The sequence below is a fragment of the Kitasatospora sp. NPDC101176 genome, from assembly GCF_044768035.1.
GTDB lineage: Bacteria > Actinomycetota > Actinomycetes > Streptomycetales > Streptomycetaceae > Kitasatospora.
Genome location: NZ_JBIWPA010000009.1, coordinates 74,445 through 100,390, shown reverse-complemented (window position 1 = coordinate 100,390; position 25,946 = coordinate 74,445). Strand labels below are relative to the sequence as shown.

The 25,946-nt window shown below is 75.5% G+C and carries 25 protein-coding genes; 11 read left to right on the top strand and 14 right to left on the bottom strand.

Features of this window, described 5'->3' with window-relative positions; all coding sequences use genetic code 11:
• Positions 1 to 16: 16 nt before the first annotated feature.
• From sigJ to ACIRS1_RS15815, 3 genes are read right to left on the bottom strand one after another with little or no spacing between them, the layout of a single operon-like run.
• Entirely contained in the window at positions 17 to 991 is a 975-nt protein-coding gene (gene sigJ / locus ACIRS1_RS15825; protein WP_402839830.1) for an RNA polymerase sigma factor SigJ, read from the bottom strand.
• Between the two features lie 44 nt (positions 992 to 1,035).
• Positions 1,036 to 1,323: a hypothetical protein gene (locus tag ACIRS1_RS15820; RefSeq protein WP_402839827.1), complete on the bottom strand. Its 288-nt coding sequence runs from the start codon at positions 1,321 to 1,323 to the stop codon at positions 1,036 to 1,038.
• Positions 1,320 to 4,589 carry an SNF2-related protein gene (locus tag ACIRS1_RS15815; protein ID WP_402839824.1) on the bottom strand — a complete coding sequence of 1,090 codons (3,270 nt, stop codon included), beginning with the start codon at positions 4,587 to 4,589 and terminating at the stop codon, positions 1,320 to 1,322. Before ACIRS1_RS15815 ends, ACIRS1_RS15820 begins: the two co-directional genes overlap by 4 nt.
• Positions 4,590 to 4,786: 197 nt before the next feature.
• Here ACIRS1_RS15815 and ACIRS1_RS15810 point away from each other — a divergent pair, with 197 nt between their 5' ends.
• Entirely contained in the window at positions 4,787 to 5,404 is a 618-nt protein-coding gene (locus tag ACIRS1_RS15810) for a YceI family protein (protein ID WP_360211237.1), read from the top strand.
• A gap of 143 nt (positions 5,405 to 5,547) precedes the next feature.
• Here the strand turns inward: ACIRS1_RS15810 and ACIRS1_RS15805 are convergent, their stop codons facing one another.
• Complete coding sequence (locus ACIRS1_RS15805) at positions 5,548 to 6,510, bottom strand: LysR family transcriptional regulator (RefSeq protein WP_402839822.1); 963 nt, start codon at positions 6,508 to 6,510, stop codon at positions 5,548 to 5,550.
• Positions 6,511 to 6,640: 130 nt separating this feature from the next.
• Between ACIRS1_RS15805 and ACIRS1_RS15800 the strand changes: the two genes are divergently transcribed.
• Positions 6,641 to 8,041, top strand: a complete 1,401-nt coding sequence (locus ACIRS1_RS15800; RefSeq protein WP_402839819.1) for an MFS transporter — start codon at positions 6,641 to 6,643, stop codon at positions 8,039 to 8,041.
• Positions 8,042 to 8,050: 9 nt separating this feature from the next.
• Positions 8,051 to 8,530 (top strand): macro domain-containing protein, encoded by a 480-nt coding sequence (locus tag ACIRS1_RS15795; protein ID WP_360211231.1) that lies wholly within the window; start codon positions 8,051 to 8,053, stop codon positions 8,528 to 8,530.
• Here ACIRS1_RS15795 and ACIRS1_RS15790 read toward each other — a convergent pair.
• Positions 8,515 to 9,084 carry a GNAT family N-acetyltransferase gene (locus tag ACIRS1_RS15790; RefSeq protein ID WP_402839815.1) on the bottom strand — a complete coding sequence of 190 codons (570 nt, stop codon included), beginning with the start codon at positions 9,082 to 9,084 and terminating at the stop codon, positions 8,515 to 8,517. The genes ACIRS1_RS15795 and ACIRS1_RS15790 overlap by 16 nt on opposite strands.
• Positions 9,085 to 9,276: 192 nt before the next feature.
• On the opposite strand from ACIRS1_RS15790, the gene ACIRS1_RS15785 reads away from it, so the two are divergent.
• Positions 9,277 to 10,068, top strand: a complete 792-nt coding sequence (locus tag ACIRS1_RS15785; protein ID WP_402840046.1) for a TetR family transcriptional regulator — start codon at positions 9,277 to 9,279, stop codon at positions 10,066 to 10,068.
• A gap of 34 nt (positions 10,069 to 10,102) precedes the next feature.
• Here the strand turns inward: ACIRS1_RS15785 and ACIRS1_RS15780 are convergent, their stop codons facing one another.
• The 6 genes from ACIRS1_RS15780 to ACIRS1_RS15755 all read right to left on the bottom strand — a co-directional run bounded on the left by ACIRS1_RS15780 (position 10,103) and on the right by ACIRS1_RS15755 (position 17,421).
• Positions 10,103 to 11,383, bottom strand: a complete 1,281-nt coding sequence (locus ACIRS1_RS15780) for a GNAT family N-acetyltransferase (RefSeq protein WP_402839812.1) — start codon at positions 11,381 to 11,383, stop codon at positions 10,103 to 10,105.
• A 40-nt stretch (positions 11,384 to 11,423) separates the two neighbouring features.
• The gene (locus ACIRS1_RS15775; protein ID WP_402839809.1) at positions 11,424 to 11,945 is read right to left on the bottom strand and encodes a GNAT family N-acetyltransferase; all 522 of its coding nucleotides are present in this window, start codon (positions 11,943 to 11,945) and stop codon (positions 11,424 to 11,426) included.
• A 123-nt stretch (positions 11,946 to 12,068) separates the two neighbouring features.
• Positions 12,069 to 13,364, bottom strand: coding sequence for a C40 family peptidase (locus tag ACIRS1_RS15770; RefSeq protein ID WP_402839806.1), 1,296 nt, complete (start codon positions 13,362 to 13,364; stop codon positions 12,069 to 12,071).
• A gap of 272 nt (positions 13,365 to 13,636) precedes the next feature.
• The gene (locus ACIRS1_RS15765; protein WP_402839803.1) at positions 13,637 to 14,710 is read right to left on the bottom strand and encodes a hypothetical protein; all 1,074 of its coding nucleotides are present in this window, start codon (positions 14,708 to 14,710) and stop codon (positions 13,637 to 13,639) included.
• Positions 14,711 to 14,788: 78 nt separating this feature from the next.
• On the bottom strand, positions 14,789 to 16,558 hold the full coding sequence (locus ACIRS1_RS15760; protein ID WP_402839800.1) for a threonine/serine exporter family protein: 1,770 nt from the start codon (positions 16,556 to 16,558) through the stop codon (positions 14,789 to 14,791).
• Between the two features lie 209 nt (positions 16,559 to 16,767).
• Positions 16,768 to 17,421 (bottom strand): VTT domain-containing protein, encoded by a 654-nt coding sequence (locus tag ACIRS1_RS15755; protein ID WP_360211217.1) that lies wholly within the window; start codon positions 17,419 to 17,421, stop codon positions 16,768 to 16,770.
• 432 nt (positions 17,422 to 17,853) lie between these two features.
• On the opposite strand from ACIRS1_RS15755, the gene ACIRS1_RS15750 reads away from it, so the two are divergent.
• Positions 17,854 to 18,177 (top strand): hypothetical protein, encoded by a 324-nt coding sequence (locus ACIRS1_RS15750; RefSeq protein WP_402839797.1) that lies wholly within the window; start codon positions 17,854 to 17,856, stop codon positions 18,175 to 18,177.
• 109 nt (positions 18,178 to 18,286) lie between these two features.
• Here ACIRS1_RS15750 and ACIRS1_RS15745 read toward each other — a convergent pair whose 3' ends face one another.
• On the bottom strand, positions 18,287 to 19,489 hold the full coding sequence (locus tag ACIRS1_RS15745) for a TetR/AcrR family transcriptional regulator (protein ID WP_402839795.1): 1,203 nt from the start codon (positions 19,487 to 19,489) through the stop codon (positions 18,287 to 18,289).
• 275 nt (positions 19,490 to 19,764) lie between these two features.
• Here ACIRS1_RS15745 and ACIRS1_RS15740 point away from each other — a divergent pair, with 275 nt between their 5' ends.
• Entirely contained in the window at positions 19,765 to 20,922 is a 1,158-nt protein-coding gene (locus tag ACIRS1_RS15740; protein ID WP_402839792.1) for an acyl-CoA dehydrogenase family protein, read from the top strand.
• Between the two features lie 135 nt (positions 20,923 to 21,057).
• Here the strand turns inward: ACIRS1_RS15740 and ACIRS1_RS15735 are convergent, their stop codons facing one another.
• Positions 21,058 to 21,324 carry a hypothetical protein gene (locus tag ACIRS1_RS15735; protein WP_402839789.1) on the bottom strand — a complete coding sequence of 89 codons (267 nt, stop codon included), beginning with the start codon at positions 21,322 to 21,324 and terminating at the stop codon, positions 21,058 to 21,060.
• 220 nt (positions 21,325 to 21,544) lie between these two features.
• Between ACIRS1_RS15735 and ACIRS1_RS15730 the strand changes: the two genes are divergently transcribed.
• Positions 21,545 to 21,862: a cupin gene (locus ACIRS1_RS15730; protein ID WP_402839786.1), complete on the top strand. Its 318-nt coding sequence runs from the start codon at positions 21,545 to 21,547 to the stop codon at positions 21,860 to 21,862.
• A gap of 35 nt (positions 21,863 to 21,897) precedes the next feature.
• Here the strand turns inward: ACIRS1_RS15730 and ACIRS1_RS15725 are convergent, their stop codons facing one another.
• On the bottom strand, positions 21,898 to 22,488 hold the full coding sequence (locus ACIRS1_RS15725; RefSeq protein ID WP_360211205.1) for a TetR/AcrR family transcriptional regulator: 591 nt from the start codon (positions 22,486 to 22,488) through the stop codon (positions 21,898 to 21,900).
• A gap of 110 nt (positions 22,489 to 22,598) precedes the next feature.
• Here ACIRS1_RS15725 and ACIRS1_RS15720 point away from each other — a divergent pair, with 110 nt between their 5' ends.
• From ACIRS1_RS15720 to ACIRS1_RS15705, 4 genes are all read left to right on the top strand, one after another.
• Entirely contained in the window at positions 22,599 to 24,155 is a 1,557-nt protein-coding gene (locus ACIRS1_RS15720; protein ID WP_402839783.1) for an MFS transporter, read from the top strand.
• Positions 24,156 to 24,373: 218 nt separating this feature from the next.
• The gene (locus ACIRS1_RS15715; RefSeq protein WP_402839780.1) at positions 24,374 to 24,736 is read left to right on the top strand and encodes a YidH family protein; all 363 of its coding nucleotides are present in this window, start codon (positions 24,374 to 24,376) and stop codon (positions 24,734 to 24,736) included.
• Positions 24,737 to 24,911: 175 nt separating this feature from the next.
• A complete protein-coding gene (gene tatA / locus ACIRS1_RS15710; RefSeq protein ID WP_360211199.1) occupies positions 24,912 to 25,190 on the top strand; it encodes a Sec-independent protein translocase subunit TatA in 279 nt (92 codons plus the stop codon).
• A gap of 154 nt (positions 25,191 to 25,344) precedes the next feature.
• Positions 25,345 to 25,911, top strand: coding sequence for a potassium channel family protein (locus ACIRS1_RS15705; protein ID WP_402839777.1), 567 nt, complete (start codon positions 25,345 to 25,347; stop codon positions 25,909 to 25,911).
• Positions 25,912 to 25,946: the final 35 nt, after the last annotated feature.

The window sequence follows — 25,946 nt, the reverse complement described above, 5'->3', positions numbered from 1 at the left end:
TCGACCAGGTCGAGGGTCAAGCCCCGCCCGGGGCACCGGCCGGGACCGCGGGATCACTCGGATCCGCGGCGCCGGCCGGGCCCGGGACGCCGGTCAGGCCCGGGGCACCGGTCAGGTGGGCGAGCTTCGCCGGGTTGCGGACGGTGCGCAGCTCGGCGATCCGCAGCCCGCCGTCCGGCGCCTCGACGAACTCGAGGACGGAGACGGCGTCGACCGCGCCGTCCAGGGTGAGCAGCAGACCGGGCTGGCCGTTGACCAGCACCGGCCGGGCGGCGGCGCCCCCGCCCAGTCGGCCGAGCACGCCGAGCAGGAAGCGGGCGACGTTCCGGGCGCCGGTGACCGGACGCAGCGCGGCACTGACCACCCCGCCCCCGTCGGTCCAGGCGGTGACGTCGGGGGCGAGCAGTTCGAGCACCCGGTTGAGGTCGCCGCCGGCGCAGGCCGCGAGGAACTCGTCGGTGGCCCGGCGGCGCAGGTCCGGCGGGGCGTCGTAGCGCGGCCGACGGGCCCGGACGTGCGCCCTGGCCCGGCTGCCGACCTGGCGGCAGGCTGCCTCGGTGCGGTCCAGCGCCTCGGCGATCTCCCGGTAGGAGAAGCCGAAGGCCTCGTTGAGGACGAAGACGGCCCGTTCCAGCGGCGAGAGGCTCTCCAGCACGACCAGCAGGGCGAGCGAGACCGTCTCGGCACGCTCGGCCCCGTCGGCCGCGTCCGGTCCGGCGACCAGCGGCTCGGGCAGCCAGGTGCCGGGGTAGGTCTCGCGGCGGACGGCCGCCGAACCGAGCCGGGTGAGCGCGAGGTTGGTGACCGTCCGGGCCAGGTAGCCGCCCGGGTTGGCGACCGGGCCGCGGACCCGGGTCCAGCGCAGCCAGGTGTCCTGGACGAGGTCCTCGGCGTCGGTGAGGCTGCCGAGCATCCGGTAGGCGATGCCGAAGATCATCCGGCGGTGCTGCTCGAAGTCCTCCGGGCCCGCGGCGTCGGGAGTGTCGGTCACCCGGCCGACGCTACCCCACGCGACCGGCGCGGCCGGAGGGTGCGTCAGTCGAGGAAGGCCCGGTAGGCGGGGGCGAGCAGGGTGGCGAGGTCGCGGCCCCGGACGGTCACGCCGGACCGGCCGAGGCGGCGGAGCGAGGGCCCCCCGGCCTCGTCGGGGTGCTCGGGCGGGGCCGGGCGCAGGGTGAACCCGCCGCCCCAGTAGGCGGCGACGTTCACCGCGGGGGCGTTCGAAGCGGGGGCGTTCGAAGCGGGGGCGTTCGGCGCGGGGGCGTTCGGCGCGGCGGCGTCCGTGGCCGGAGCGTGCGCGGCGGGGGTGGGCCGGTCCGTCATGCGTCCTCCTCGGCGACGGCGTCCTCGCGGGTGAGCGCGACCAGTTCGCGCAGGGCCTCCACCGGCAGGTCGGTCAGCCAGCGCTCCCCCGCGCCGACCACCGACTCGGCCAGGGACCTCTTGGCCGCCAGGAGTTCGTCGATCCGCTCCTCGACGGTGCCGACGCAGACCAGGCGGCGGACCTGGACGTCCCGGCGCTGGCCGATCCGGAACGCGCGGTCGGTGGCCTGCTCCTCGACGGCCGGGTTCCACCAGCGGTCCAGGTGGATCACCTGGTTGGCGGCCGTCAGGTTGAGCCCGGTGCCGCCGGCCCGCAGCGAGAGCAGGAACACCCCGGGCCCGTCCGGGGACTGGAACCGCTCGACCAGCTCCTCGCGGCGCGCCCGCGGGACTCCCCCGTGCAGGTGGAGCACCTCCTCCCCGAGCCGGCGGGCCAGGTACGGGCGGAGCATGGTGCCGAACTCGGCGTACTGGGTGAAGACCAGGGTGCGGTCCCCCTCCGCCAGCGCCTCCTCCAGCAGCTCCGCCAGTCGGGCCACCTTGCCGGACCGCTCACCCAACGCCGAGCCGTCGTGCAGCAGTTGGGCCGGGTGGTTGCACACCTGCTTGAGCTTGCCGATCGCGGCGAGCACCGTACCGCGCCGCTCGACGCCCCGGACGCCCTCGACCCGTTGCAGCAGGTCGGCCACCACGGCCTGGTAGAGGCCGGCCTGTTCGGCGGTGAGGTTGCACCAGACGGTCATCTCCTGCTTCCCCGGCAGCTCGGCCGCCACCGCCGGATCGGACTTGAGCCGGCGCAGCACGAACGGCTCGGTGCGGCGCCGGAGTTCGGCGGTGCGCTCGGGGTTGCGGTGCAGTTCCACCGGGATCGCGTAGCGCTCCTTGAAGCGTTCGGCCGGGCCGAGCAGCCCGGGGTTGGCGAAGTCCAGGACGGCGTGCAGCTCGGCCAGCCGGTTCTCGACCGGGGTGCCGGTCAGGGCGATCCGGTGCCGGGTGACGGGCAGCGCGCGGACGGCCCGGGACTGCGCGGCACCGGCGTTCTTGATGTGCTGCGCCTCGTCGGCGACCACCCGCCGCCAGCGGACGGTGCGCAGTGCCGCGAGGTCGCGCTGGACCAGCCCGTAGGTGGTGATGACGAGGTCCACGCCCCGCAGGGCGTCGGCGAGCCCGTCCGGGCCGAGGCGGTCGGAGCCGTGGTGCACGTACCGCCGCAGGCCGGGGGCGAAGCGCTCGGCCTCCCGCTGCCAGTTCCCGACCAGGGACATCGGACAGACCAGCAGGGTGGGGCCGGTGGCGCCCTCGGCCCGCTCGACGGCCAGCAGGGCGAGGGTCTGGACGGTCTTGCCGAGGCCCATGTCGTCGGCGAGCACCGCGCCGAGGCCGAGCCCGCTCATCGCCCGCAGCCAGGCCAGCCCGCGCTCCTGGTAGGGCCGCAGGACGGCACCGAAGTCCGGGGGCAGGGCGGGCACGGGGGCAGGGGCGGCGCGCCCGGCGAGGAGGTCCCCGAGCGGGCCGTCCGCGCGGACGGCGGTGACGGGCAGGCCGGCGACCACGGCCTCGGGGTCGAGGGCCAGGCGCAGCAGGTCGGCGGTGGCGAGGACGCCGTCGCGCTGCTCGGCGAGGAAGGCGAGCGCCGCGGCGATCTGCGCCTGGTCGGCCTCCAGCCAGGTGCCGCGCACCCGGACCAGGCTCTTCTTGGCGTCGGCGAGTTCGGCGAGCTCCCGCTCGGTGAGCGGCGGGCCGTCCGGGCCGAGCGCGGCCTGCCAGCGGAAGGCGACCACGGTGTCGCGGTCCACCTGGCTGGTGACGGCGAGCGAGCCGGGCGCGGGCGGGGTGGTGGCGCGCAGGGCGAGCCCGAGCCTGGGGCGGCGGCGCCACCAGGCGGGCAGCAGGACGCCGAAGCCGCCCTCGGCGAGGTCGGGCGCGGCGGTGCGCAGGAAGTCCAGTGCGCCGGCCCGGTCGAGGGGCAGGACGGCCGGGCGGGAGCGGTGGCGCAGGGCCGCCAGGGCCGGCCAGCGGTGCGCGGCGCGGGCGAGTTCGGCGACCAGGACGTCGGCCGGGTCCGGCGCCTTGCGGGACAGCGCGGCGAGGGCGGCGCCGCCGTCGTGCAGGTCGGCGGCGCGGACCAGCAGGGAGGGCTCGTCGACGGCCTGGAGGAGGAACTCCAGCTGCCAGGCGTCGTCGGAGGGCCGGCCCTCGGCGTCGTCCGGGTCGGGCCCGAGCGGCTCCAGCAGGCGGAAGCAGAGCCGCAGGGCGGGCGCGGTGGGTTCGGCGGCGGCGTACCAGGCGGTGATCCGGCGGCGCAGGTCGGCGAGGTCGGCGGGGCCCCTGGCGGGGAGGTCGCCCTCGGGGTCGGCCGCGAGGGCGCCGTCCGGGGTGGTGAGGGCGTGCAGCCAGCGTTCGGCGGCGGTGCCGGCCCGCGCCCCGTCCGGGACCAGCGGGGGCGTGCCGGCCAGGGCGGCCCGGGCCTCGGCGTCCACCAGGGCGCCGAGGACGGCGTCCAGCAGGGCCTCGCCGGTGGTGGCGGGAGGTCCGGCGGAGGCCGGTCCGGACGGCGTTCCGGCGGGAGTCCCGGCTGGAGTTCCGGCGGGCGTCGTTCCGGCGCCCGGGCCGGTGGCGGCCGCCTCCGCGGCGTTCGGCCACCCGCCGAGCAGGACGGGTGGGCAGTCGGCCGCCAGTCCGGCGGCCTCCCGGAGGCCGGCCGGGGTGAGGTCGGGGCGCCAGCGGGCCTGCGGGCGGCCGTCCGCCAGGACGGGCAGCGGCAGCACCCGGCCGTGGCCGACCGCCCGCCAGGCGAGGTCGTGGACGCCGGTCAGCCAGCGCAGCGAGGCCCCGTGCACCACCTCGACCCGTCCGGCGCCGGGCAGGTCGGTGCTGGTGACGGCCCAGTGCGGGTCGAAGACCTCGCCGAGCAGCTGGGCGGCGGCCGCGGTGTCGAAGAGCAGGGCCGGGACCCGCCAGGGGGCGAGCCCGGCGGCGCCCCGGGCGGGGGTGACCGGGAGGTCGGGCGAGGGTGCGGGCAGGGCGCCGACGGTGGGCAGCAGCAGGGTGGCCCAGCGCTCGGGCGCCCGGCCGGCGAGCCAGCCGAGGCCGGGCCCGATGCCCCCGAGGACGGCGGCCAGTCCGGCGGCCGGGCAGGCGTAGGGGTGGGCGCGCGGGGCGGGCCGGTCGGGCCCGGGCCCGGCGGCACCGGGGTGGGCCCGGGCGTCCTCCGCCCAGAGCGCCAGCCGCCCGTCCGCCCGCCAGAGCGCGTGCAGGACGAACATGCGGGTGGGCCTCTCCGGGTGGGTGGATCCGTCCTTCGCAGGGTAGCCGGGAGGTCCGACAGGGCCGGTCCGCCGGAGCGGCCGGGGCACCTCCCGAAGGCCGTGGCGCGCCATGGTTGAAATTTGAACGAAAGCGCCCTACGCTGGAGCCAACAAGTTGAAGCCTAAACAACTGGCTTCGAACCCGAGGAGGAGCCATGGGCCTGTTCAACCGCACCAAGACCGCCACCCCCGCCGCCGCGACCGCCGTCACCACGGCCCCGGCCGGCCCGGACCTCGCCCACCTGACCGGCGACTGGGCCGTCGACACCACGCACAGCGAGGTTTCCTTCTCGGTCCGGCACGCCATGATCACCAACGTGAAGGGCCGCTTCACCGAGTACGACGGCAAGCTGCACCTGGACGGCACCACCCCGGGCAACTCCTCCGCCGACCTGGTGATCAAGGTCGCCAGCATCGACACCAACCAGGCCCAGCGCGACGAGCACCTGCGCACCGGCGACTTCTTCGCGGCCGACACCTACCCGGAGATCCGCTTCCGCAGCACCTCGACCGAGTGGCTGCGCGGCGACACCTACCGGATGGCCGGCGACCTGACCATCAAGGACACCACCCGCCCGGTCGTCCTGGACCTGGAGTACACCGGCAGCGCCACCGACGCCTACGGCGCCGAGCGGGTCGGCTTCGAGGGCTCGACCGTGGTCGACCGCACCGAGTTCGGCCTGACCTACAACGCGGCCCTGGAGACCGGCGGCGTGCTGATCGGCGAGAAGGTCAAGCTCGGCTTCGACATCTCCGCCGTCAAGGCGGCCTGACCCGGCCGTCCACGGCCACTGCCCGGGCGGTGCGCCGCCGACGCCGCCGGCGCACCGCCCACCCGCCGCCCCTGCCGACCCCCCGACGGCAGGGGCGGCGGCATCCCCTGGCCGGCAGCGCCGCGCCCGGCGCGGCCCCGCGGTCACCCGGCCAGCAGCGCCGCGTCCGGCGTCGGCAGCCAGCTGCCCTCCGGCCTGAGCAGCCAGCCCTCGGCCGCGCCGAACCCGGCAGCCGCGGCGGCCAGCGCCGCCAGCCCCGGATGCCGCTCGCCGGGCCGGTGCACCAGGCTGACCAGGCTCAACGGCACCGGCTCCACCAGCGGCACGTTCACCGCCCCCGGGAGGCTCGGTCCGCCGACCGTGGTCAGCATCGGGTCGCCGTGCCGGGCGAGGTAGCGGGCGGTCTCGTCCACGCCCACCGGCGGGACGTGCGGCGCGGCCGGCGCCAGGCCGTGCTCGCGCAGCAGGCGCACGCCGAGGTCGGCCCACTCGGTGGTGGCCGGGTTCCCCGCGCAGACGTCGACGGGGTGCCCGGCGAGGTCCGCGAGGCGCAGCGCCCGGCGCCCCGCCAGCGGATGGGTGTCCGCCATCATCACCGAGACCCGTTCCAACCGCACCGGGACCTGAGCGAGTTGGCCGCGCAGCTGGGCGGGCAGACCGGCGAAGCGGCCGAACGACACGTCCAGCCGGTGGGCCAGCAGTTCGGCGGCGGCCGCGGCGAGGCCGCCGTGGAAGCGGGCCAGCAGTTCACCCTCCGGCCAGGCCGCGCGGGCCCGTTCGAGCACCCGGTCGGCGGTGAGGTCCGGGCCGGTGACGTCGCTGTTGAGGTCGAGCAGCAGCGGCCGGACGGCGTCGCCCAGGATCTCGTCGTGCAGGGCGAGCAGCCGGCGGGCCCGGGGCAGCAACCGAAGCCCGGCCGGGGTGAGTTCGACACTGCGGGTGGTACGGGTGAACAGCGCGTCGCCGAGCAGCCCCTCCAGGGTCCTGATGTCCCGGCTGAGCGCCTGCTGGGCGACGTGCAGCCGCCCGGCGGCCCGGCCGAAGTGCAGGGTCTCGGCGGTCGCGACGAAGCCGCGGAGCAGACGGGGGTGCAGGTCACGGGGCATGGGCGGCAGGGTAACAACCGCACGGCCATTGACAACAGCGTGTTGTGAATGCGGCGGAACAGGTGTTGGACGGCCGCCGGGCGCCGCCGCCAGGCTGGAGGCATCCCCCCTCCGCCTCCCCTGGAGCCCGATGCCCCCGCGCGCCCTCCTCCCCTCCTACCGGCGGCTGTTCGCGGCCCCCGGCGCCGCCGCCTTCACCCTCACCGGACTGCTCGCCCGCCTCGCGCTGTCGATGAACGGCGTCTCGCTGGTCGTCCTGCTCGCCGAGCGGCGCGGCTCGTACGCCCTGGCCGGCAGCGTCGCGGCGGCCGGACTGGTCACCGGCGCGATCGGGATGCCGCTGCTCGGGCGGCTGGTGGACCGCTACGGCCAGGCCCGGGTGACCGTCCCGGCCGCGCTCTACAACGTCCTGCCGCCGGTCGCCCTGCTGCTCTGCGTCCGGTCCGGCGCCCCCGACTGGACCCTCTACGCCTGCTGGGCGGCCTGCGCGGCCACGCCCAACCTCGGCGGCATGGCCCGGGCCCGCTGGGCGCACCTGTACCGGGGGGACCCGGCCGCCCGGCACCGGGCCAACTCCCTCGAACAGGCGCTGGACGAGCTCTGCTTCATGACCGGGCCGGTCCTGGCGACGGCGCTCTGCACGACGGTCGCCCCGGAGGCCGGACTGCTCACCGGCGCGACGTTCGGCGCGGCCGGCGCCCTGCTGTTCGCGGCCCAGCGGCGCACCGAACCACCGACGGCCGCCCGCACCGCGCTGGACGCCCCCGGCTCCCCGCTGCGGGTGCCCGGACTGCGCGTGCTGGTGCTCACCTTCCTCGCCACCGGCGTGGTCTTCGGCGCGACCGAGATCACCACCGTGGCGTACGCCGACGCGCTCGGGCACCGGGCGGCCGCGGGCCCGCTGCTGGGCCTGGTCGCGGGCGGATCCTGCGTGGCAGGGCTGCTGTTCGGGCTGCTGACGCCGCGCCGGGCACCCGGCGTGCGCTTCCTCGCCGGGGCCGCGGCGATGGCCGCGGTGCTGCTGCTGCCGCTCGCCGCCGGGCTGGGCGGGGCCGGGCTCGGCCTGCTCGGGGTGGTGCTGTTCGCGGGGGGCACGGCCACCGCGCCGACCATGGTGACCGGCATGACCCTCGTCCAGGAGCTGCTGCCGGGGCGGCAGTTCAACGAGGGGATGGCGGTGGCGGTGTCCGGCATCGTGGTGGGCATCTCGGGCGGCGCGGCGCTCGCCGGAGCGGTCGCCGAGCACGCCGCGCCCGGCACCGGCTACCTGCTGCCGGCCGCCGCGGCCTCGCTGGCGCTGCTCATCGCGCTGGCCGGGCGGCGGCACCTGCGCGTCCCCGGCGGCTCGCGGGCCGCGGGCGGCTCACGGGCGCTGGACGGCGCCGAGGGCTCCGGTGCTCCCGGGGCTCCGACCCGCCCGGACGGCCCGGGCGGCCCGGGCGGCCCGGGCGGCCCGGGCGGCCCGGGCGGCCCGGGCGGCCCGGGCGGCCCGGCGGAAAATACCGAGCGGGCTGTCAGTGCCCCGGTCTAGCGTTCGGGCATGACGGAGATCACCTACGTCCGCGGCGATGCCACCGCGCCCCTCGGCAAGGGCGTGAAGGTGATCGCGCACGTCTGCAACGACCTCGGCGGCTGGGGCAAGGGCTTCGTGCTCGCGCTGTCCGGACGCTGGCCCGAGCCCGAGGCCGCGTTCCGGCGCTGGCACCGGGAACGGGCCGGGAACGACTTCGGGCTCGGCGCCCTCCAGCTGGTGCGGGTCGGGCCGTACGTCTGGGTGGCCAACATGGTCGGCCAGCGCGGCATCCGGACGGGGCGCTCCACGGGGGTGCCGGTCCGGTACGAGGCGATCGACACCGCGCTGGCCGCCCTGGGCGACCGGGCCCTGGAGCTCGGCGCGTCCGTCCACATGCCGCGGATCGGCTGCGGCCTGGCGGGCGGGCGCTGGGAGCGGGTCGAACCGCTGGTGGCGGCCCGGCTGGTGGCCCGGGGCGTACCGGTGACGGTCTACGACGTGGACTGAGCGGCAGCCGGGTCGGCGGCCAGGGCCTCGGCCGGCCAGCTGTACACGTACTCGGGCAGCACGTACCCGCCCGGGAACACGCCCTCCTGGGCCCGCGTCCGCACGGCGCCCTCGCGCTCGTAGAAGGCGATCGCCCGGGTGTTGTCGCGCAGCACCTCCAGGTACAGCTCGGCGCCGGGGTGCCGCTCGGCGACGTGCGCGCGGCCGGCGGCGAGCAGGGCGCGGCCGATCCCGCCGCCGGTCAGCCCGGGGCGGACGTGCAGGTTGTCGACCAGCACCCGGCCGTCCGGCTGCGGGACGAGGTAGACGAACCCGACCGTCCGCCCGCCCCGTTCGGCGATCAGCAGCTCGGGCTCGGCGGAGGGCTCGCCGTAGTCGGCGCCCAGCCGCAGCTCCCACAGCTCGCGCCGCTGGGCGGGCAGTCCGTCCCCGAGCGCCTCCGCGGGGACGATCCCCTCGTAGGCGGTGCGCCAGCTGCCGGCGTGCAGGTCGGCGACGGCGGCGGCGTCCCACGGTCCGCCGCTGCGAATGGTGGTCTCCCCGTGACTGATCATGTGACGAGCCTCCCACACCGACAGAGTTGAACATGTTCAAGCCGACCCTCTACAGTTCTGCCATGCTTTTGAACGCGTTCGAAAGGACGGGGGCGGCAGGTGCGGTACCGGACGCGGAGGGGACGTCCGGTACCGCACCCACCGACACCGGCTGGAGCCTCGTCTCCGGTTAGGCTCGTGCCCGTGGACGACCTGGCAGCGACGAACCGAACGGACGACACGAGCGGCACGGCCGAGGCCGAGGCCGCACCCGGCGCGGACAGCGGGCCCCTGCCCGGCGGGCGGGCGCAACCGAAGACCGACAAGAGCGAGCAGACCCGGGCGCTGATCCTGGAGACGGCCATGCGCCTGTTCCAGGAACGCGGCTACGAGAAGACCACCATGCGCGCCATCGCGACCGAGGCGGGCGTCTCGGTCGGCAACGCCTACTACTACTTCTCCGCGAAGGAATTCCTGATCCAGGGGTTCTACGACCGGATGACCCACGACCACGCGGCGGACGCCAGGCGCCGGATGGCCCACACCCGGGACTTCGCCGAGCGGCTGCAGATCGCCCTGGACTCCTGGCTCGACACCGCCGCCCCGTACCACGAGTTCTCCGCCCAGTTCTTCCGCACGGCCGCCGATCCGAACAGCTCGCTCAGCCCGTTCTCCAACGAGTCCCACCCGGCGCGGGCGACGGCGGTCGAGCTCTTCCGCGACGTGCTGCAGGGCTCCGAACTGGCACCGAAGCTGGACGCCGAACTGGTCGACCTGCTGCCCGACGTGCTCTGGCTGCACCTCATGGTCGTCGTCCTCTACTGGGTCTTCGACCGGACCGAGGACACCGAGCGGACCAGGGAGTTCGTCCGCCGCTCCACCCCCATGGCGGCCCGGGTGATCAACCTCTCCCGCTACCGGGTCTTCCGGCCGATCGTCCGCGACGCCAAGGGCCTCATCCAGGACTTCATCCTCCCCACCATCGGCAAGACCGCCGTCAAGTAGCCGCGCCCGGCGGCGGGGAGGGTCTGGCGGGCGGTCAGAAGCCGTCCGGGTTCCAGGGCTGCAGGGGGGTGCGCAGCAGGAGGTCGGCGGCGGCGGCCGCGCCCGGGCGCAGTTCGGTGAGCAGGCCGGCGGCGGCCAGCCGGGGCGCCGTCTCGCCGCCCAGGTGGAGCGAGCCCAGGACGGAGGCGTCGAGGGCGAGGTCGGCGTCGTCGGTGGTCCGGACGCAGCGGCCGGTGCCGTCCGCGGCCACCTCGACCGCCCAGTGGCCGGCGGCGTAGCCGAGCCGGTCCTCGACCGCCAGCACCACCCGGCCCGGGGCGCCGTACGTCCGGGCGGCGAACGCCGCCTCGACGTCCAGCACCCGCAGCCAGGTGAAGTCCGCGTTGTCCACGTGGGGGGTAGCGGCGCGCGGGTCCTGGAGGAGCAGCGGCAGCGGGTCGTCCGGGCCGACGTTCTCCACCACGACCTTGCGCACCCAGTCGACGGACAGGACGAAGCGCCAGAGGCCGGCGGCGGTCGCCCGGTCGAGGGCGAGGAAGTCGACCACGGTGAGCGTGCAGTCGGGGTAGCTGCCGTCCCACTTGTCGTCGACCCGGTAGACCACCAGGCCGGTGACCGCGCCGTCGGCGTCCCGGTGCACGGCCGCGAACGGCTCCTTGAACTCGAAGCCCGGCACCTGGAGCTCGCCGGTGGAGCGCTTCCACCACAGCCCGTCGCGGGCGATCGCGCCCGGCTGGGTGCGGCGCCAGCGCTCGTGCAGGTCGGCGCCGACCTCGCGCAGCTCGGCCATGGTCACGAAGTCGATCCGGCCGCCGGGGACGGTCGGCACGCCCTCGCGCAGCCCGCGGGTGCGCCGCAGGTCCACGTTCCAGCCGTGGCCGCGGGTGGCCGGGCCGAAGCCGTAGCGGCCGTAGATGTTGTACTCGGCGGCGATCAGGATGGCGACCGCCGAGCCGCGGTCGGCGGCGGCCGCCAAGTCCCGGCGCATCATGGCGCCGAGCAGGCCCCGGCGGCGGTGGGTGGCGCTCACCGTCACCGCGGTGATCGCGTCGGCCCGGACGGCGGCCCCGCCCGGGACGGTCAGCTCGACGTCGAAGCTGCGGAAGGTGGCGATGCAGCGCTCGCCGTCGAAGCCGCCGAGCATCCGGCCCGGCTCCCACTGCCGACGACGGAAGTCCGCCGCGCTGCCCACGTGCGAGCGCAGGAAGCCCGTCGCGAGCGCGCGGTCCCACGCGGCGACCTCGTCCTCGGCGATCGCGCGGATCCGGAGGCCGTCCACGACGTCCACGGCACCGTCATCGGTTCTGTTGCCCATCCGGCCACGGTACGGCGGCGCTCGTCCGGCGGCATCCGAATTATTCCGTGCCCGACCGGCGGTGCTCGCCGGGCGTCACCACCCAGTCGTGGCAGCGCAGCACGCGGTCCGCGAAGTCGACCTCCCGCTCGCCGAGCAGCCGGAAGCCGAGCGCCCGGCAGACCCCGTTGGACGGGCCGTTGGTGACCGCGGGAAAGGCGTGCACCCCGCCCCACCTGCCGTCCCGGGCGGCGGCGTCCAGCAGTTCGCGGACGGCGGCCTTGGCGAGGCCGCGGCCCTGGAACGCGGGCAGCACGCTCCAGCCGATCTCGGAGACGACGCCCCCGCCCTCCTCGTACGACCAGAGCGCCACCCCGCCGGCCACCACCTCCGGCCCGTTCCCCGCCGGAACGATCACCTTGATCCAGGAGCGGTCCTCGGCGACCTCCCGGACGTCCTTGCGCAGCCGCTGCACCACCCGCTCCCGGGGCAGCGGCCCGCCGAGCTCGGCCATCATCACCGGGTCGCAGCGCATCCGGACGTACGCCTCGACGTCTCCCTCCCGGACATCCCGCAGCAGCACGGCGCCTCCTCCCGGTCGTCGGACCTCCCACGGTAGCCCCGGCCCCCGACGACGCCGGCCCGTCCGGAGGGAAGGGCCCCGGGGCTCCTCCGGGCGCTCCGGGCGCTACGGGCGCTCCGGGCGCTACGGGCGGGCGTAGAAGTCCGGGGTGCCCATGATCCAGAGGCTGGCCTGTTTGACCGGCATGCCGACCCGGGGGGCCTCGATCATCTGGTCGTCGCCGATGTAGAGGCCGACGTGGTGGATGTCGGCGGCCCGGCCGGTGTCGCTCCAGAAGACCAGGTCCCCGGGGCGCAGCTGGCGGTAGCCGATCGGGGTGCTCTGGGCGTACTGGTCGGCGGCGAAGTGGTTGAGCGGCCGGCCGCCCTCGCGCCAGGCGGTCATGGTCAGCCCCGAGCAGTCGTAGCCGTCCGGGCCCTCGCCGCCCCAGACGTAGGGCAGGCCGATCTTGGAACGGGCGAAGGCGACGGCGGCGGCGGCGCCCTCGGCGGACCACGGGCGGTCCGCGGGCGGTGCGGCCCCCACGGCTCCCAAGGCCTCCGCGGCCGCGGCTTCGGCGGCGGCCCGGTCGGCGGCGGCCTTCTCGGCGGCGGCGCGGGCGGCGGCCTCGGCCTCGCGGGCGGCGATCGCCTCCACCGCCTCGCGGCGCCGGCGTTCGAGCTCGACGGTGGTGTGCCGGGCGGCGGCCAGTTCGGTGAGCAGCTGCTCGCGGCGACGCGCGGTGGCGGCGACGGTGCTCTGCTGGGCGGCGAGCCCGGCCTCCGCCCTGCTCCTGGCGGCGCCGACCTCGGCGGCGGCCTTCTCGGCGGCCCCGGTGGCGGTGCGGGCGGCGGCGGAGGCCCGGGCGGCCGCGGCGGCGGTGGAGGTGGCGGCGTCCAGGATCTGCCGGGTGCGGTCGCTGGCGACGCCGACCGCGGTGGCGCGGTCGCCGGCCTCGCGCGGGCCGCGGGCGCCGAGCAGCGCGTTGAGGGCGGAGAGTTCGGCGCCCGCGCCCTGCCGGTAGGTCTCGGCGGCGAGCCGGGCGGCGTCCTCGGCGGCCTCGGTGCGCCGGGCCTCGGCGGCGGTGGCGCGGCCGGCCGCGGCGGTCTCCTCGGCGCGGGCCCGGGTGAGGGCGAGCTGGGCGCCGTTGTAGGCCTCGACGGCCCGTTCGGCGCTGTGCGCGGCCCGGTCGAGTTCGTCCCGGGCGGCGGTGAGTCCGGCCTCGACGGCCGTGACGGTGGCCGCCGTGCGGTCGGCCTCGGCGCGGGACCGGCCGATCTCCTCGGGGGTCGGGTACCGGTCGTCGCCGGTCGCGGGGCCGGCGGGGGCTCCCGGGCCGGCGGCCGGCGCGGGGTCGGCCGGCGCGGCCTGGGCGGCGGGGAGCAGCCCGAGCAGGGCGGTGAGGGACAACAGGAGGGTCGGCAGGAGCCTGCGTGCCACGAGACATCCCTTCTCACGGGTCCGGAGGGGATGACGGCCCGGCGGCCCCCGGGGCCCCGGGGGCCTCGGGACTCCCGGTCCGAAGGCCGGGGCGGCCGGGCAGCCGGTCCGAGGAGATCCGGCGAATCATCCCATCACGCGACAGAACGGTCACTCGCCGATCATGTTCTCAACTCCGGCGCCTTTCCCACCCCGAACACCGTCCGCCGGTCGGGTGACCATCGGATGATCCGACCAGGAATCGGCTTCGGCCCGGCCCCGGGGGAGGCGGCCTACCGGTGGATCCGGGGCGTGTGGGTCCGCAGGTGGGGGTGTCGCGAGGAGCGCCGCTCCAGCCCGGTCGGCCGGACCGCGTACGTCCGGTTGCGGCCCGCCCGGACCGCCCGGCGGCGCTGCTGGGCGCCGCGGGACGGGCCCGGGAGGCCGACCGGTCCGAAGGCCGCGCCCTCCCCCGGGCCGAGCGGGGCGCCGGCGGCGGCGGCCGAGCGGCGGTCGGCCAGCCGGGCCTGGCGCCGGGCCAGCGCCCGGGCGGCGTGCGCGTCGAGGTGGGCGGTGGCCCGGGCGGCCATCCGCTCGGCCACCCGGTGCGCGGCGGGGTGGTTCGCCGGCACCTTGTCCGGAGCACCCGCGATCAGGTCGAAGAGCCAGGTGCGGGCCCGGTCGGCGCGCCGGTGCAGCAGGCGCTCGCGCCGGAGCGCACGCGCCCGCCGGCGGGGGCGCGTGGCGTACCGCCAGCGGGCCCACGGGCTGCTGGGCCGGGCCAGCCGGATCGCCCCGATCCAGGAGAGGCCGGGGACCATGATGCCCAGCAGGCCGGTCCACATCTTGCCCTTGATCAGGGTGATCACCGAGGCCAGCGCGTTCACCGAGATCACGGTGATCAGGCCCCACCTGGTCTCCTCGCCGGGCACCACGCCGAGCGGCACGTACCCGACCAGCAGCAGGGCGGTGAACAGGATCCCGAAGATCACCGCGTCCACCGACTTGCGGCCCTGCTCGCTCCAGTAGACGTCGTCCAGGTGCAGGATCAGCGCGAACTCGTCCAGCACCAGGCCGCAGCCGATGCCGAAGACCAGCCCGAACCAGTCGATCCACGGGTGCCCGCCGTAGGTGGCGAACACCCCGATGCCCCCGGCCAGCAGGAAGCCCAGGCCGAACACCATGTGGTGGATGTGCAGGCCGCCGGGGGTGACGTTGCCCGGCCACCAGCGGACCTGGGCGCGGATCATCCGGACGCTGAAGCGGATGAAGACGAAGGAGGTGATGAAGCCGACCAGCAGCAGGAGCAGCGGTTGCTTGTGCGCGGCGAGGATGTGCTCGCGGTAGCCGTCCAGCAGTGTGGTCATGCTTCTTACCTTCGTTCCTGGTCCTGCGTCCGGTCGGCCGTGACGTGGCCCGGAGGCCAACACCGGTCCAACGCCCGGTCAGAACCCGCGGGTGCGCTTGGCCGCCCGGCGCGGGCCCATCGGGTACAGCGACGGGCGCTCGCCGCCGACCGGGAGCTTCATGAAGAGTCGGGCGATCTCGCCCCCGAGGTTCACGCCGATCGCCAGCGCCATCGCGATCGCCGCCGCCCGGGAGACCGACACCAGGCCGGCGCTGGAGTGGCCCTGCGCGAAGGAGAGCATCCCGAGGTAGAGCGCCGACCCGGGCATCAGCGGGCCGATCGCGGCGGTCACGTACGGCAGCGCCGAGCCGTTGCGGTAGCGCGCCATCAGCTGCCCGAAGAGGCCGACCAGGCCCGCCGCCACCCCGGTGGCCGCGATCGGGGACAGGCCCGCGTTGTAGGCCAGCACGCCGTAGCTGGCCCAGCCGATGCCGCTGTTCAGCGTGACCAGGGCGAGCGAGCGCCGGTCGGTCTGCAGCAGGGTGGCGAAGGCCAGGGTGAGCACCAGCGCCGCGATCATCTGGACCGGCGGGTAGCTGACGCCCACCAGGCTCTCGTCCGGCCGCAGCTTCGCCTCGAAGCCGACGCCCAGGTAGAGGATCAGCATCACCCCGATCACGATGCCCGCGACCAGGTAGATCACCTCCAGCAGGCGTGCCGCGGCGGTGATGTAGAAGCCGGTCAGACCGTCCTGGACGGCGGCGACCAGGGCCCGCCCGGGCAGCAGCGCGAACAGGCCGCCGGTGATCACCACCGAACCGCGCAGCCCCCAGTCGTTGAAGGACAGGATGATCCCGGAGGCCGCGGCCGGCATCGCGGCCGCCACGAACTGGTAGAACTCCGGCAGCCGGCGCCGGGCCAGCATGGAGGCCAGCCGGTCGCCCAGGACGGCCGCGACGAAGGCGCTGGCGAAGACCAGCCAGGCCTTGTCGTCGGCCCGCCCGCCGACCAGGAAGGTGGCCGCGCCGGCCAGCAGACCGGTGGTCAGCGCGAGGAACCAGGCCGGGTAGGGGTGGCGGTTGCGGCGGATCGCGGCGAGCCGGCGGTAGGCGTCGTTGACCGTGACCTTCTCGGCGGTGATGTCCGCGACCAGCTCGTAGACCGCGTTCAGCCGGGTGTAGTCGGAGGTGCGGCGGCGCACCACGCGGTCCGCGGTGATCGGCGGCTCGACCAGCGAGGGCTGGTGCGAGATGCCGATGAGGGTGAAGGTGACCTGCGGCTCGCAGTGGTCCAGCCGGTAGGCGTGCGCGATGCCGAGCATCGCGGCCTCGACGTCCTCGGCGGCCTCCCCGCTGGCCAGCAGCAGCTCGCCGATGCGCAGCGTCAGGTCGAGGATGCGCGGGACGTTGCGGGTCGCGGCCGCGGAGGGGTGCAGTTCGCGGGCGGTCCGCTCGAAGGCGGGCCGCTCGGACATCGGGGTGCGCAGCAGGGTGCGCATGCGGTCCGGCCAGGGCGCCTCGCCGGGCGCGCCGGGGGTGAGGTCCGGGACGGGGATGCCGGTGGGCGGCGTGTAGCCGGCGGCCCGCCACTCCTCGGGGGTGAGGGTGTCCTCGGCGACGGAGCGGCGCCGGGCCGGCCGGGCGGCCCCGCCCGACGGCTCCAGTCCGGGGTGCGGACCGGCCGCGACGGCCGGATCGGGCTCGAACGCGGGCTGGGCCTCGGACTCCGGCTCCGGCTCCGGCTCCGGGTTCAGCAGGCCCCTGGTCTCCGGGATCGGCGGAACGAGCGGGACGACGGTGACGGGCTCGACGAGCGGGGCCGGGTGGCCGAGCAGGCCCTCGGTGGGCGGTGCCTCGGCGGGGTCCACCGGCCCGACCGGCGGTGTCCGCCGCGCCTGGCGGACCGCCCGGCCCCCCCTCGCCCGCTTGCCGCCGCCCGGTCGGCCCCGCTTCGGCACTTCCGCTCCTCGCCACCCCTGGTGGCCGCCTGCCACCGTTCGATCTCGGGTTACACCTTGCCTGATCGAACAGCCGGACGCACATGTACGCGACGTAGCGTGACCGTCCCCACGGGCTCCTACCCGGCGCGGTGACGGCTGGCGGCGGCCGCGCCGGAGCGGCGGGCCCGGAGCAGTTCGACGGCCACCGGGACCACCGAGACCAGCACGATGCCGACCAGGATGGCCTCGATGTTCTCCCGGACGAACGGGATCCGGCCGAGGAAGTAGCCGAGCACGGTGACCCCGGCGCCCCACAGGACGCCGCCGACGACGTTGAAGACCACGAAGGTGCGGTAGTTCATCCTGCTCACCCCGGCGACGATCGGGGTGAAGGTGCGCACGATCGGCACGAAGCGGGCCAGCACGATCGCCTTGGGCCCGTGCCGGTCGAAGAAGGCCGCGGCCTTCTCGACGTTCTCCTGCTTGAACAGGCGGGAGTCGGGGCGGCGGAACAGCCCCGGCCCGACCTTGCGGCCGAACAGGTAGCCGACCTGGTCCCCGGCCACCGCGGCGGCCACCACCAGCGCGCAGACCAGCCAGAGCGGCTGGTGCAGGTACGTGCCGCCGGCCACCAGCAGGCCGGTAGTGAAGAGCAGCGAGTCGCCGGGCAGGAAGAAGCCGATCAACAGGCCGGACTCGGCGAAGACGATGGCCAGGATGCCGAGCAGGCCGAAGGTCGAGATCAGGTGGGTCGGATCGAGCCAGGACGGGCCGAGGGCGAGGCTGGTCACGGTGCAGGCACTCCGGGAGGTCGAGTCTTGGCAATGAAAACGTAAAGCATTCACCAAGACTCGTCAGCCCCTGGAATGGTTCCCCGACCGGGCGGGGCGGGGCACCCCGCCCCCGCTCCGCCCCGCCCCGCCCGACCTTCGAGAGCACCCGGTCAACTCGGAGTTGACAGCGGAGGGTTGTCGAAGAATCCCGGCCTGGCCCTCAACTCGCCCTTCCCACAACGGATTCGGCCGGCCGGATGACGCCCGTCGGGCCGTCCGGCGGAACCCGGATACGACAACGCCATGACACCATCGGGGGAATTGCCACCCGTACGGTGGAGTTCGTCCACGCCGCTGGTGAATGCTGAACGTGCGACGTCAGGCAACGGCGCCACGGAGCGGCCACTCCGGATCGCGCCACATTTCGCACCCCAGCTCAGGGAGACCAGCGTGTCCCGTATTCGCGCAGCCGCCGCCGTCACCGCCCTCGGGGCGTTCCTCCTCGTGGGCGTCGGCGCCACCGCCGCCCACGCCGACAACGGCGCCGGCGCCGTCGACCACTCCAACAGCAGCGTCGTGAACAACACCGGCTCCGACAACATCATCGGCAACGTGACCGGCAACGTGGTCAACACCCAGCAGACCGCGACCGGTTCGGGCGCCGCCAACCAGAACAACGGGCTGGCCGTGACCGGCAACGGCGGCAACATCGGCGCCCTGCAGGGCAACGGCAACGTCGACGCCCGGGTCTACTACCCGCACGTCCTGTACTGAGGCGGGCCCGACAGGGCCCAGGCGCCGCTCCCGGGGCCTGCCACCGGGCGCCCCACCGGGCCGGGCGCCCGCTCCCGCCGGCCGGGGGCGGGCGCCCGGCCGCGGCCGTTCAGGACGAGCCCAGGACGGCCCGGCCCAGGCGCAGCAGGCACTCGCCGAGGTCCGGCCGGGCACTGTGCGGACGGTTCCGGACCCCGTCGTTGACCAGCGCGAACAGGGCGTGCACCCGGATCCGGGCCTCGACCGCGTCGTAGCCGGGCCGGACCTCGCGCAGCAGGCCGACCCAGGTCCGCAGGAAGTCGCGCCGGAAGTCCACCGCGGCCCGCCGGTCGGGCGGGGCCAGTCGCTCCGTCTCGCTGAGCATCGCGCCCAGGTAGTCACCGTTGCGCAGCGCGAAGCCGACGTAGGCGCTCAGGCCGGCCTCGAGTGCGGCCCGCGGGCCGTCGGCGGCCGTGATCGCGCCGTCCACCTGCTGCCAGAGCCGCTCACGGCTGCGCACCAGCGAGGCGGCGAGCAACTGCGCCTTGCTGTCGAAGTGCCGGTACACGCTGGGGCCGGAGATGCCCACGGCGGCGCCGAGCTGGTCGGTGCTGACGTTGTCGAAGCCGCGCTGGTGGAAGAGCCGGACGGCCGCGGCGAGCAGTTCCTCCCGGCGGGCCGGCGGCCGGGAGGCGGGCAGCGGGTCGGCGGCAGCGACGGCCCGGGAGGCCGGGACGGCTTCCGTGGCCCGGGCGCCCCGGGCGGCGGAGCCGGCCTCCGCGGGACCCGGGCCGGCCGCGAGGACGGCGGCGACCAGGTCGCGCAGCACCGCCTCGGCTCGGCGGGGCTGCGGCGCGACCGCCTGGTAGGAGAGCCCGGCAGCCGCCGAGAGCGCCGACCAGCAGATCAACTCGACGTCCGGAGCGGACAGTTCGGGGCGCTCCGCGCCCAGCACGGCGGCCATCAGCCGGACGTCGGCGCGCAGCTCGCGGCGCAGCTCGGCCCGCCGGGCGGGTGGCAGCAGCCGGGCGTCGCGCTGCACCAGGGTGCCGAGCGGGCGGTGCCGGACCGCGACGGCGGCCAGCGCGGCACCGAGCTCGCCGGTGGTGCGGGCCGCGCGCAGCCCGTCGGCCAGCGCGTCCAGGCCCAACCGGACGGCGCGGTCGAGCAGTTCCGGCTTGCCGCGGAAGTGCCGGTAGAGGGCCGGAGCGGTGATGCCGACCCCGGCCGCGACCTCGCTCATGGAGACCTGGTGGTAGCCGCTGCGGTGGAAGCGGTCGGCCGCCACCGCGAGGATCTGGGCGCGCCGACCGGGCGGCCTCCGGACCACCATGGCCGCCTCCCTCCCCCGTCCGCTCCGGCCGCCGGACCGCGGTGCCGCCGGCCCCCCGGACCCGCTGACTCCCGGACTCCCGGACTCCCGGACTCTTGGGATCAGGCTAGCAAGGATTCACTTGACGGCGCCGCGAGCCCGCGACCACCGCCCGTTTCCGGCCTCGTCGACCCTGGACAGCCGAAGCTACCCGGGATTAACTTGTGGGGCCATCACCTGGCACGTTCAGCCTCCGCCGGCCCCACCGGCCGGTCGCCACCGAAGGGAGCGCCACCGTGCGCCGCACCGTGTTCAGCGAGGACCACGAGGCCTTCCGGGAGACCATCCGGGACTTCATCGCCAACGAGGTCGTCCCGGTCTACGAGAGCTGGGAGGCCGAGGGGCACCCGCCGCGCGACTTCTACCGCCAGCTCGGCGAGCTCGGCGTCTACGGCATCGAGGTGCCGGAGGAGTACGGCGGCGCCGGCGAGAGCGGCTTCAAGTACCAGGCCGTGATCGCCGAGGAGACCGCCAGAGCCGGCGTGAGCTTCGGCTCCTCGGGCGTGCACACCGGGCTCGTCCTGCCGTACCTGTTGGAGTACGCGAACGAGGAGCAGAAGCGGCGCTGGCTGCCCGGCTTCGTCTCCGGCGACATCATGACGGCGATCGCGATGACCGAGCCGGGCGCCGGCTCCGACCTCGCGGGCATCACCACCACCGCCCGGCTCTCCGAGGACGGCACCCACTACGTCCTGAACGGCGCCAAGACCTTCATCACCGGCGGCGTGCTGGCCGACCTCGTCCTGGTGGTCTGCCGCACCGCGCCGTACGACCCGGAGAACCGCCGGGCCGGGCTCTCCATCCTCTGCGTGGACACCGCCTCCGCGGGGTACAGCGTGGGCCGCAAGCTGCAGAAGATCGGCCTGCGTACCTCGGACACCGCCGAACTGGCGTTCAGCGACGTCAAGGTGCCGGTGGAGGACCTGCTCGGCGAGGAGGGCATGGCCTTCGCCTACCTGACCCACAACCTGGTGCAGGAGCGGCTGGCGATCGCGGTCGGCGCGTACGCGTCCGCCGCCGCCGCGGTGCGGTTCGCGGTGCAGTACGTCAAGGACCGCAAGGTGTTCGGCAAGGCCGTCGCGGAGTTCCAGAACACCAAGTTCACCCTCGCCGACTGCGAGGCCCAGGTGGTGGCGCAGCAGTCGATGGTCGACCGCGCGCTGGAGCTGTACCAGAACGGCGAGCTGACCGTGGCCGACGCGGCCGCCGCCAAGCTGTTCTGCACCGAGTCGGCGTCCGTCGTGATCGACAAGTGCCTTCAGCTGCACGGCGGTTACGGCTACATCCTGGAGTACCCGATCGCCCGGCTCTACACCGACAACCGGGTCTTCCGGATCTACGGCGGCACCAGCGAGGTCATGCGCAGCATCATCGCCAAGTCGCTCGGGCTGTAGGCGCTGCGCGGACCGCGGGCGTCGCCCGGCCCGCGGTCCGGTTCACGGCCGCGGCGGGCCGCACCCCCATGGCGGCCCGCCGCGCGGTGGCGGCGCGGGCCGGCCGGTCGGGTGCGCCCGGACGGCGGGGCGCGGTCAGTTGGGCGAGCTGTGCTCGGTGCGCCAGGCCTCCCAGCCGGCGTTGGACGCCACCTTCGCCTCGTGCAGTGCCCGGTGGGCCATCACGGACGGCGGGGTGTCGAGCCCGCGCACCCAGTTGCGGCCGGCCGTGGCCAGTGCCGCGCACACCATCACCGCGCCGGCCATGCCGATCACGGCGCCGACGCCGCTGAGCACCGCACCGCCGGCCAGCATCGGGCGGTTGACCTGGAAGCCGCTGAAAAGATTCTGGTTGGTCGCCATGCCTCCACGATGCGGGCACTCGGCGGGAGTCGCACGTCGAACGACTCCGGGCGGGCGTCGACGGCCCCGGGCAGGCCCCGCCGGGCCCGCGGCGGACGGACCGGCGGAGTGGACGGCCCGGGCGGACCGGGGGGCGGACCGCCGGCTCCGGGTGCGCGGAGCGGGCGCGTCCGCGACCCTGGGCGCAGGACCCCGGCCGGCGGGGCCGGGAGGACGCCCGATGCCCGATCTCGAACAGCTCGCCGTGGAGCACGCCGCCCGCGCGGCCGAGAGCCCGCACGGGCGCAGCGCCCACCTGGTGCTGCACGACGGCCTCCTGCGGCAGACCGTGATCGCCCTGACCGCCGGCACCTCGCTGGACGAGCACACCCCGCCCACCGCCGGCAGCGTGCAGGTGCTGCGCGGCCGGGTCTCGCTGACCATCGCCGGCCGGCACCTGGAACTGCCGGCGGGGCGGCTGGAACCGGTGCCCCAGGAGCGGCACGGGCTGCTGGCCCACGTCGACTCGGTGGTGCTGCTGACCGTCGTCACCGCATGAGGCCCGCCGTCACCGCACCGTGAGGGCGACCGCCCTCAGGCGGCGGCCGGGCCGAGCACCCCGCCGCTGACCAGGCGCAGCCCGCGCAGGAACTCCCGCCCGCTCGGCACCTGGTCCGGGGAGGCCAGCCACTGCGCGGCGTACCCGGCCAGCAGGGTCTGGTAGAAGGCGCCGCGGACGAGTTCCTCCTCGGTGTCCGGGACTTCGGGCAGCCCCTGGAACAGCGCGGCCAGGCCGAGCCGGCCCTCCTTCTGCGCGCCCGCGAACGCCTCCGCCAGTTCGGGGGCGTGCCCGGTCTGGGCGAGCGCCTCGAACTGGGCCGCCCAGAGTCCGCGGTGCGTGGCGAAGACGCCGCGCAGGCCGTCCCAGACGGCGGCGAAGCGCTCCTCCGGGTCGGCCGAGACCTGGTTGGCGGCGTCCACGACGGCCCCCAGGGCCGCCCCCATGTCCCCGATCGCCTCGATCATCGCCGCGTTGAGCAGGGCGTCCTTGGAGCCGAAGTGGTAGCCGATCGCGGCCAGGCTGACGCCCGAGGCGGTCGCGATGTCGCGGGCCGTGGTGCGTCCGTAGCCCTTCTCGTACAGGCAGCGCTTGGCGCCGGCCATCAGGTCTTCGCGGTTTCCCATGCCCCGAATCCTACGGAAGGTCTGGACGAATGTCTTGCACGAATGTCTTGGACGATCGATTTACACATCTGTACTAGACAAGCGTCTGACACATCCGTACTGTCATCCCCATGACCGCAACCACCGGCCGCGCAGGCCGCCGCGAATGGATCGGCTTGGCCGTCCTCCTGCTCCCGACGCTCGTCCTCGCCATGGACATGGGCGTCCTCTTCTTCGCCGTCCCGTACATCTCCACCGAGCTGGCCCCCAGCGGCACCCAGCAGCTGTGGATCATGGACATCTACTCGTTCCTGCTCTCCGGCCTGCTCATCACCATGGGCGCGCTGGGCGACCGCATCGGCCGGCGCCGGCTGCTGATGGTCGGCGCGGCCGGGTTCATCGGTGCCTCACTGCTGGCCGCCCGGGCCGACACCGCCGGCGGGCTGATCGCCGCCCGCGCCCTGCTCGGCGTCGCCGGGGCCACTGTGATGCCCTCGACGCTCGCGCTGATCCGCACGATGTTCCACGACCCGCGGCAGCGGCAGGCCGCCCTCGGCGCCTGGGGCGGCGTCCTCACCGCCGGCGCCACCCTCGGCCCCGTCGCCGGCGGCCTGCTGCTCGACCACTACTGGTGGGGCTCCGCGTTCCTGCCCGCCGTCCCGGTGATGGCCCTGGTCCTGCTCGCCGCCCCCGCCGTGCTCCCCGAGCACCGCGCCGCCACCCCCGCCGGCCGCTTCGACCTGCCCGGCGCCGCCCTCTCGATCGCCGCGATCCTCCCGATCGTCTACGGGGTCAAGACCCTCGCCGTCGACGGCTGGCACCCGCTGCCCGCCCTCGCCGTCCCGGCCGGTCTGCTGCTCGGCGCCGCGTTCGTCCGGCGCCAGCGCACCGCCGCCCACCCGCTGCTCGACCTCGGCCTGTTCCGGATCCGCACCTTCACCGGCGCGATCACCGTCAACACCATCGCGATGTTCGCGATGATGGGCTTCTCCCTCTTCACCTCGCAGTACCTGCAGCTGGTCAAGGGGATGAGCCCGCTCACCGCCTCGCTCTGGTCGCTGGCGCCCAGCCTCGGCGTCGGTGCGGCCGTCGGGATCACCTCGGCGCTGGCCGGCCGGGTCCGCCCGGCGGTCCTGATGGGCGGCGGCTTCCTCGTCGCCGCGGCGGGCTTCGCGATGATGACCGCGGTCGGCGCCCACTCCCCGCTGGCGGTCATCCTCGTGGCGGCGGGCGTGCTCGCCGCCGGCACCGTCGGCACCATGACCATGACCGCCGAGATGGTCGTCTCCGCCGCACCCGTCGAGCGGGCCGGCGCCGCCTCCGCCACCTCCGAGACCGCCGTCGAACTGGGCAGCTCGCTCGGCATCGCCCTGCTCGGCGCGGCCGGCGCCGCGGTCTACCGCCACCAGCTGGACGGCGCCCTCCCGGCCGGCCTCGACGGCGAGGCCGGCCGGGCCGCCCGGGACACCCTCGGCGGCGCGGTCACCGCCGCCGCCCACCTCCCCGACCGGCTCGGCTCCGACCTGCTGGAGACCGCCCGGACCGCCTTCACCGACGGCCTGCACGTCGCCGCCGTCGTCGGCCTGGTCTTCGCCCTGGGCGCCGCGGTGCTGGCCCGCCGTCTGATGGGCCACCTCCCCGCCGCCGCCCCCGCCCCGAAGGCCGGGGCCGAAACGGTCACCGCCTGACCGGCCCACCCGGCCGGCCCGGTCCACGCGAGTCATCGAGAGCCCCCGCCCACCCGGGCGGGGGCTCTCCGCCGTCCCCGGCAGCCGCGGTACGCCTCCCGACGGTTCCCGACCGCCGCCCCGACCGCCGCCCCGGGCCGCCGGACCGCGGAAGGCGGGCCGGGGCGGGGCGGTCTAGGCTCTGGCGCAGTGGGCGCGAGGAGCGCGAGGAGGCCGTGATGCCGGAACCCGGGGAGGCCGACGAGGAGCGGGAAGCGCTCGACTACCGCTTCTCGCTCGCCAACGAGCGGACCTTCCTGGCCTGGATCCGCACCTCGCTGGGCCTGCTCGCGGGCGGCATCGCGGTGGACCAGCTCACCCCCGACATCGCCCCGGAGCCGCTGCGGGTCACCCTGGCCGTGGTCTGCGCGCTCGGCGGCGCGGTGCTGGGGCTGACGGCCTACCAGCGGTGGACGAAGGTGGAGGCGGCGATGCGGGCGGGCGCGCCGTTGCCGCGGACCCGGGTGCTGCTGGTGCTGTCCACCGGGGTCGCGGTGGTCGCGGCGGTGTTGTGCGGGCTGATCATCGGCTACTCCGGCTGACCCCGCGGCCGCGTCGGCGACGCACACGACGCTTGCGTTCCGCTCGAACGGCACCTGGTTTTCGGCCAGCGTTTCCCGGCCGGTGTATCCGTTCGCCGTCAGTGCCAGGCATACTGGCCAGCACGGGCAACAGCCCACCTCGTGACTCTAGACAAGAAGGGACCGGTGGCCAGGGATGCTGCGGAACGGTCTTGAGCCCTGGCACCTCCTGGTGGTGCTGGCGGTCGTGGTCCTGCTGTTCGGATCGAAGAAGCTGCCGGAGATGGCCCGTGGCCTGGGCAAGTCCATGCGCATCCTGAAGGCGGAGACCAAGGCGCTGCGCGACGAGGACGCCCCGGCGGACGCCGCACAGGCCGCCGGCACCGCGCAGAGCACGGCCGCCCCCCAGCCCGCCGTCACGCCGACCAACGTGACCAAGGCCACCGAGACGAAGCGGCCCGAGACGACCGCCTGAGTCCCGCACTCGCCCCCGGAGCCCCCGGTACCGTCCGACGACGGCGCCGGGGGCTTCGTCGTGCGGTGACCCGCACGGCGCCCGGCCCGACGGCCCGACCCGGACGGAGCAGCCCGGCGGGCGCCGGAGGCCCCGGCGGAACAGGCTGGGCGGGATGTCCGAGAACCCGCTGCCGCCTCCCGCGCCCGTCGACCTGCGGGCCTGGTCCTATCTGCTCCTCGCGTTCACGCTGCTGATGGTCGGGTACTTCACCCTGCCGCTGGAGTGGTTCGGCAACCGCCGACCGGTGGTGAGCTGGACCTTCTTCGCGGCGGCGGTGGCCGGGATGACCTGGCTGCTGCTGGCCAAGATGGCCGGCGTGATGCGCGGGACGGCCAAGCGGCCGGTGGTCTGGCTGATCTTCCTGATCTGCATGGCGCTGACCATCTTCGCCGCGACGTACTACGTGATGGGGAGTCACAAGTCGGAGTTCGCGGGGCTGGAGACCCGGCTGGACGCGCTGTACTTCACGGTCGTCACCATGGCGACGGTCGGCTACGGCGACATCACCCCGGCGGGGCAGGCGGCGCGGCTCATCGTGACGATGCAGATCGCCTACAACTTCGTCTTCCTCGCGGCGGCCGCCGGGACGCTGTCGAAGGCGGTCCGCAGCAACGTGGAGAGCCGGATCGCCCAGGGGACGGGCGGGCGGCCCCGGCGCGGCCGGCGTCACGGGGGGTGACGACCCGGAGTGACGACGGCGAGCCCCGCCCTGGT

Coding starts and splice junctions, on each gene's coding strand:
- ACIRS1_RS15820 (WP_402839827.1), bottom strand. CDS start 1,323: ATGACGGACCGGCCCACCCCCGCCGCGCACGCTCCGGCCACGGACGCC.
- ACIRS1_RS15815 (WP_402839824.1), bottom strand. CDS start 4,589: ATGTTCGTCCTGCACGCGCTCTGGCGGGCGGACGGGCGGCTGGCGCTC.
- ACIRS1_RS15810 (WP_360211237.1), top strand. CDS start 4,787: ATGGGCCTGTTCAACCGCACCAAGACCGCCACCCCCGCCGCCGCGACC.
- ACIRS1_RS15805 (WP_402839822.1), bottom strand. CDS start 6,510: ATGCCCCGTGACCTGCACCCCCGTCTGCTCCGCGGCTTCGTCGCGACC.
- ACIRS1_RS15800 (WP_402839819.1), top strand. CDS start 6,641: ATGCCCCCGCGCGCCCTCCTCCCCTCCTACCGGCGGCTGTTCGCGGCC.
- ACIRS1_RS15795 (WP_360211231.1), top strand. CDS start 8,051: ATGACGGAGATCACCTACGTCCGCGGCGATGCCACCGCGCCCCTCGGC.
- ACIRS1_RS15790 (WP_402839815.1), bottom strand. CDS start 9,084: ATGATCAGTCACGGGGAGACCACCATTCGCAGCGGCGGACCGTGGGAC.
- ACIRS1_RS15780 (WP_402839812.1), bottom strand. CDS start 11,383: ATGGGCAACAGAACCGATGACGGTGCCGTGGACGTCGTGGACGGCCTC.
- ACIRS1_RS15765 (WP_402839803.1), bottom strand. CDS start 14,710: ATGACCACACTGCTGGACGGCTACCGCGAGCACATCCTCGCCGCGCAC.
- ACIRS1_RS15745 (WP_402839795.1), bottom strand. CDS start 19,489: ATGGTGGTCCGGAGGCCGCCCGGTCGGCGCGCCCAGATCCTCGCGGTG.
- ACIRS1_RS15735 (WP_402839789.1), bottom strand. CDS start 21,324: ATGGCGACCAACCAGAATCTTTTCAGCGGCTTCCAGGTCAACCGCCCG.
- ACIRS1_RS15730 (WP_402839786.1), top strand. CDS start 21,545: ATGCCCGATCTCGAACAGCTCGCCGTGGAGCACGCCGCCCGCGCGGCC.
- ACIRS1_RS15725 (WP_360211205.1), bottom strand. CDS start 22,488: ATGGGAAACCGCGAAGACCTGATGGCCGGCGCCAAGCGCTGCCTGTAC.
- ACIRS1_RS15720 (WP_402839783.1), top strand. CDS start 22,599: ATGACCGCAACCACCGGCCGCGCAGGCCGCCGCGAATGGATCGGCTTG.
- ACIRS1_RS15715 (WP_402839780.1), top strand. CDS start 24,374: ATGCCGGAACCCGGGGAGGCCGACGAGGAGCGGGAAGCGCTCGACTAC.
- tatA (WP_360211199.1), top strand. CDS start 24,912: ATGCTGCGGAACGGTCTTGAGCCCTGGCACCTCCTGGTGGTGCTGGCG.
- ACIRS1_RS15705 (WP_402839777.1), top strand. CDS start 25,345: ATGTCCGAGAACCCGCTGCCGCCTCCCGCGCCCGTCGACCTGCGGGCC.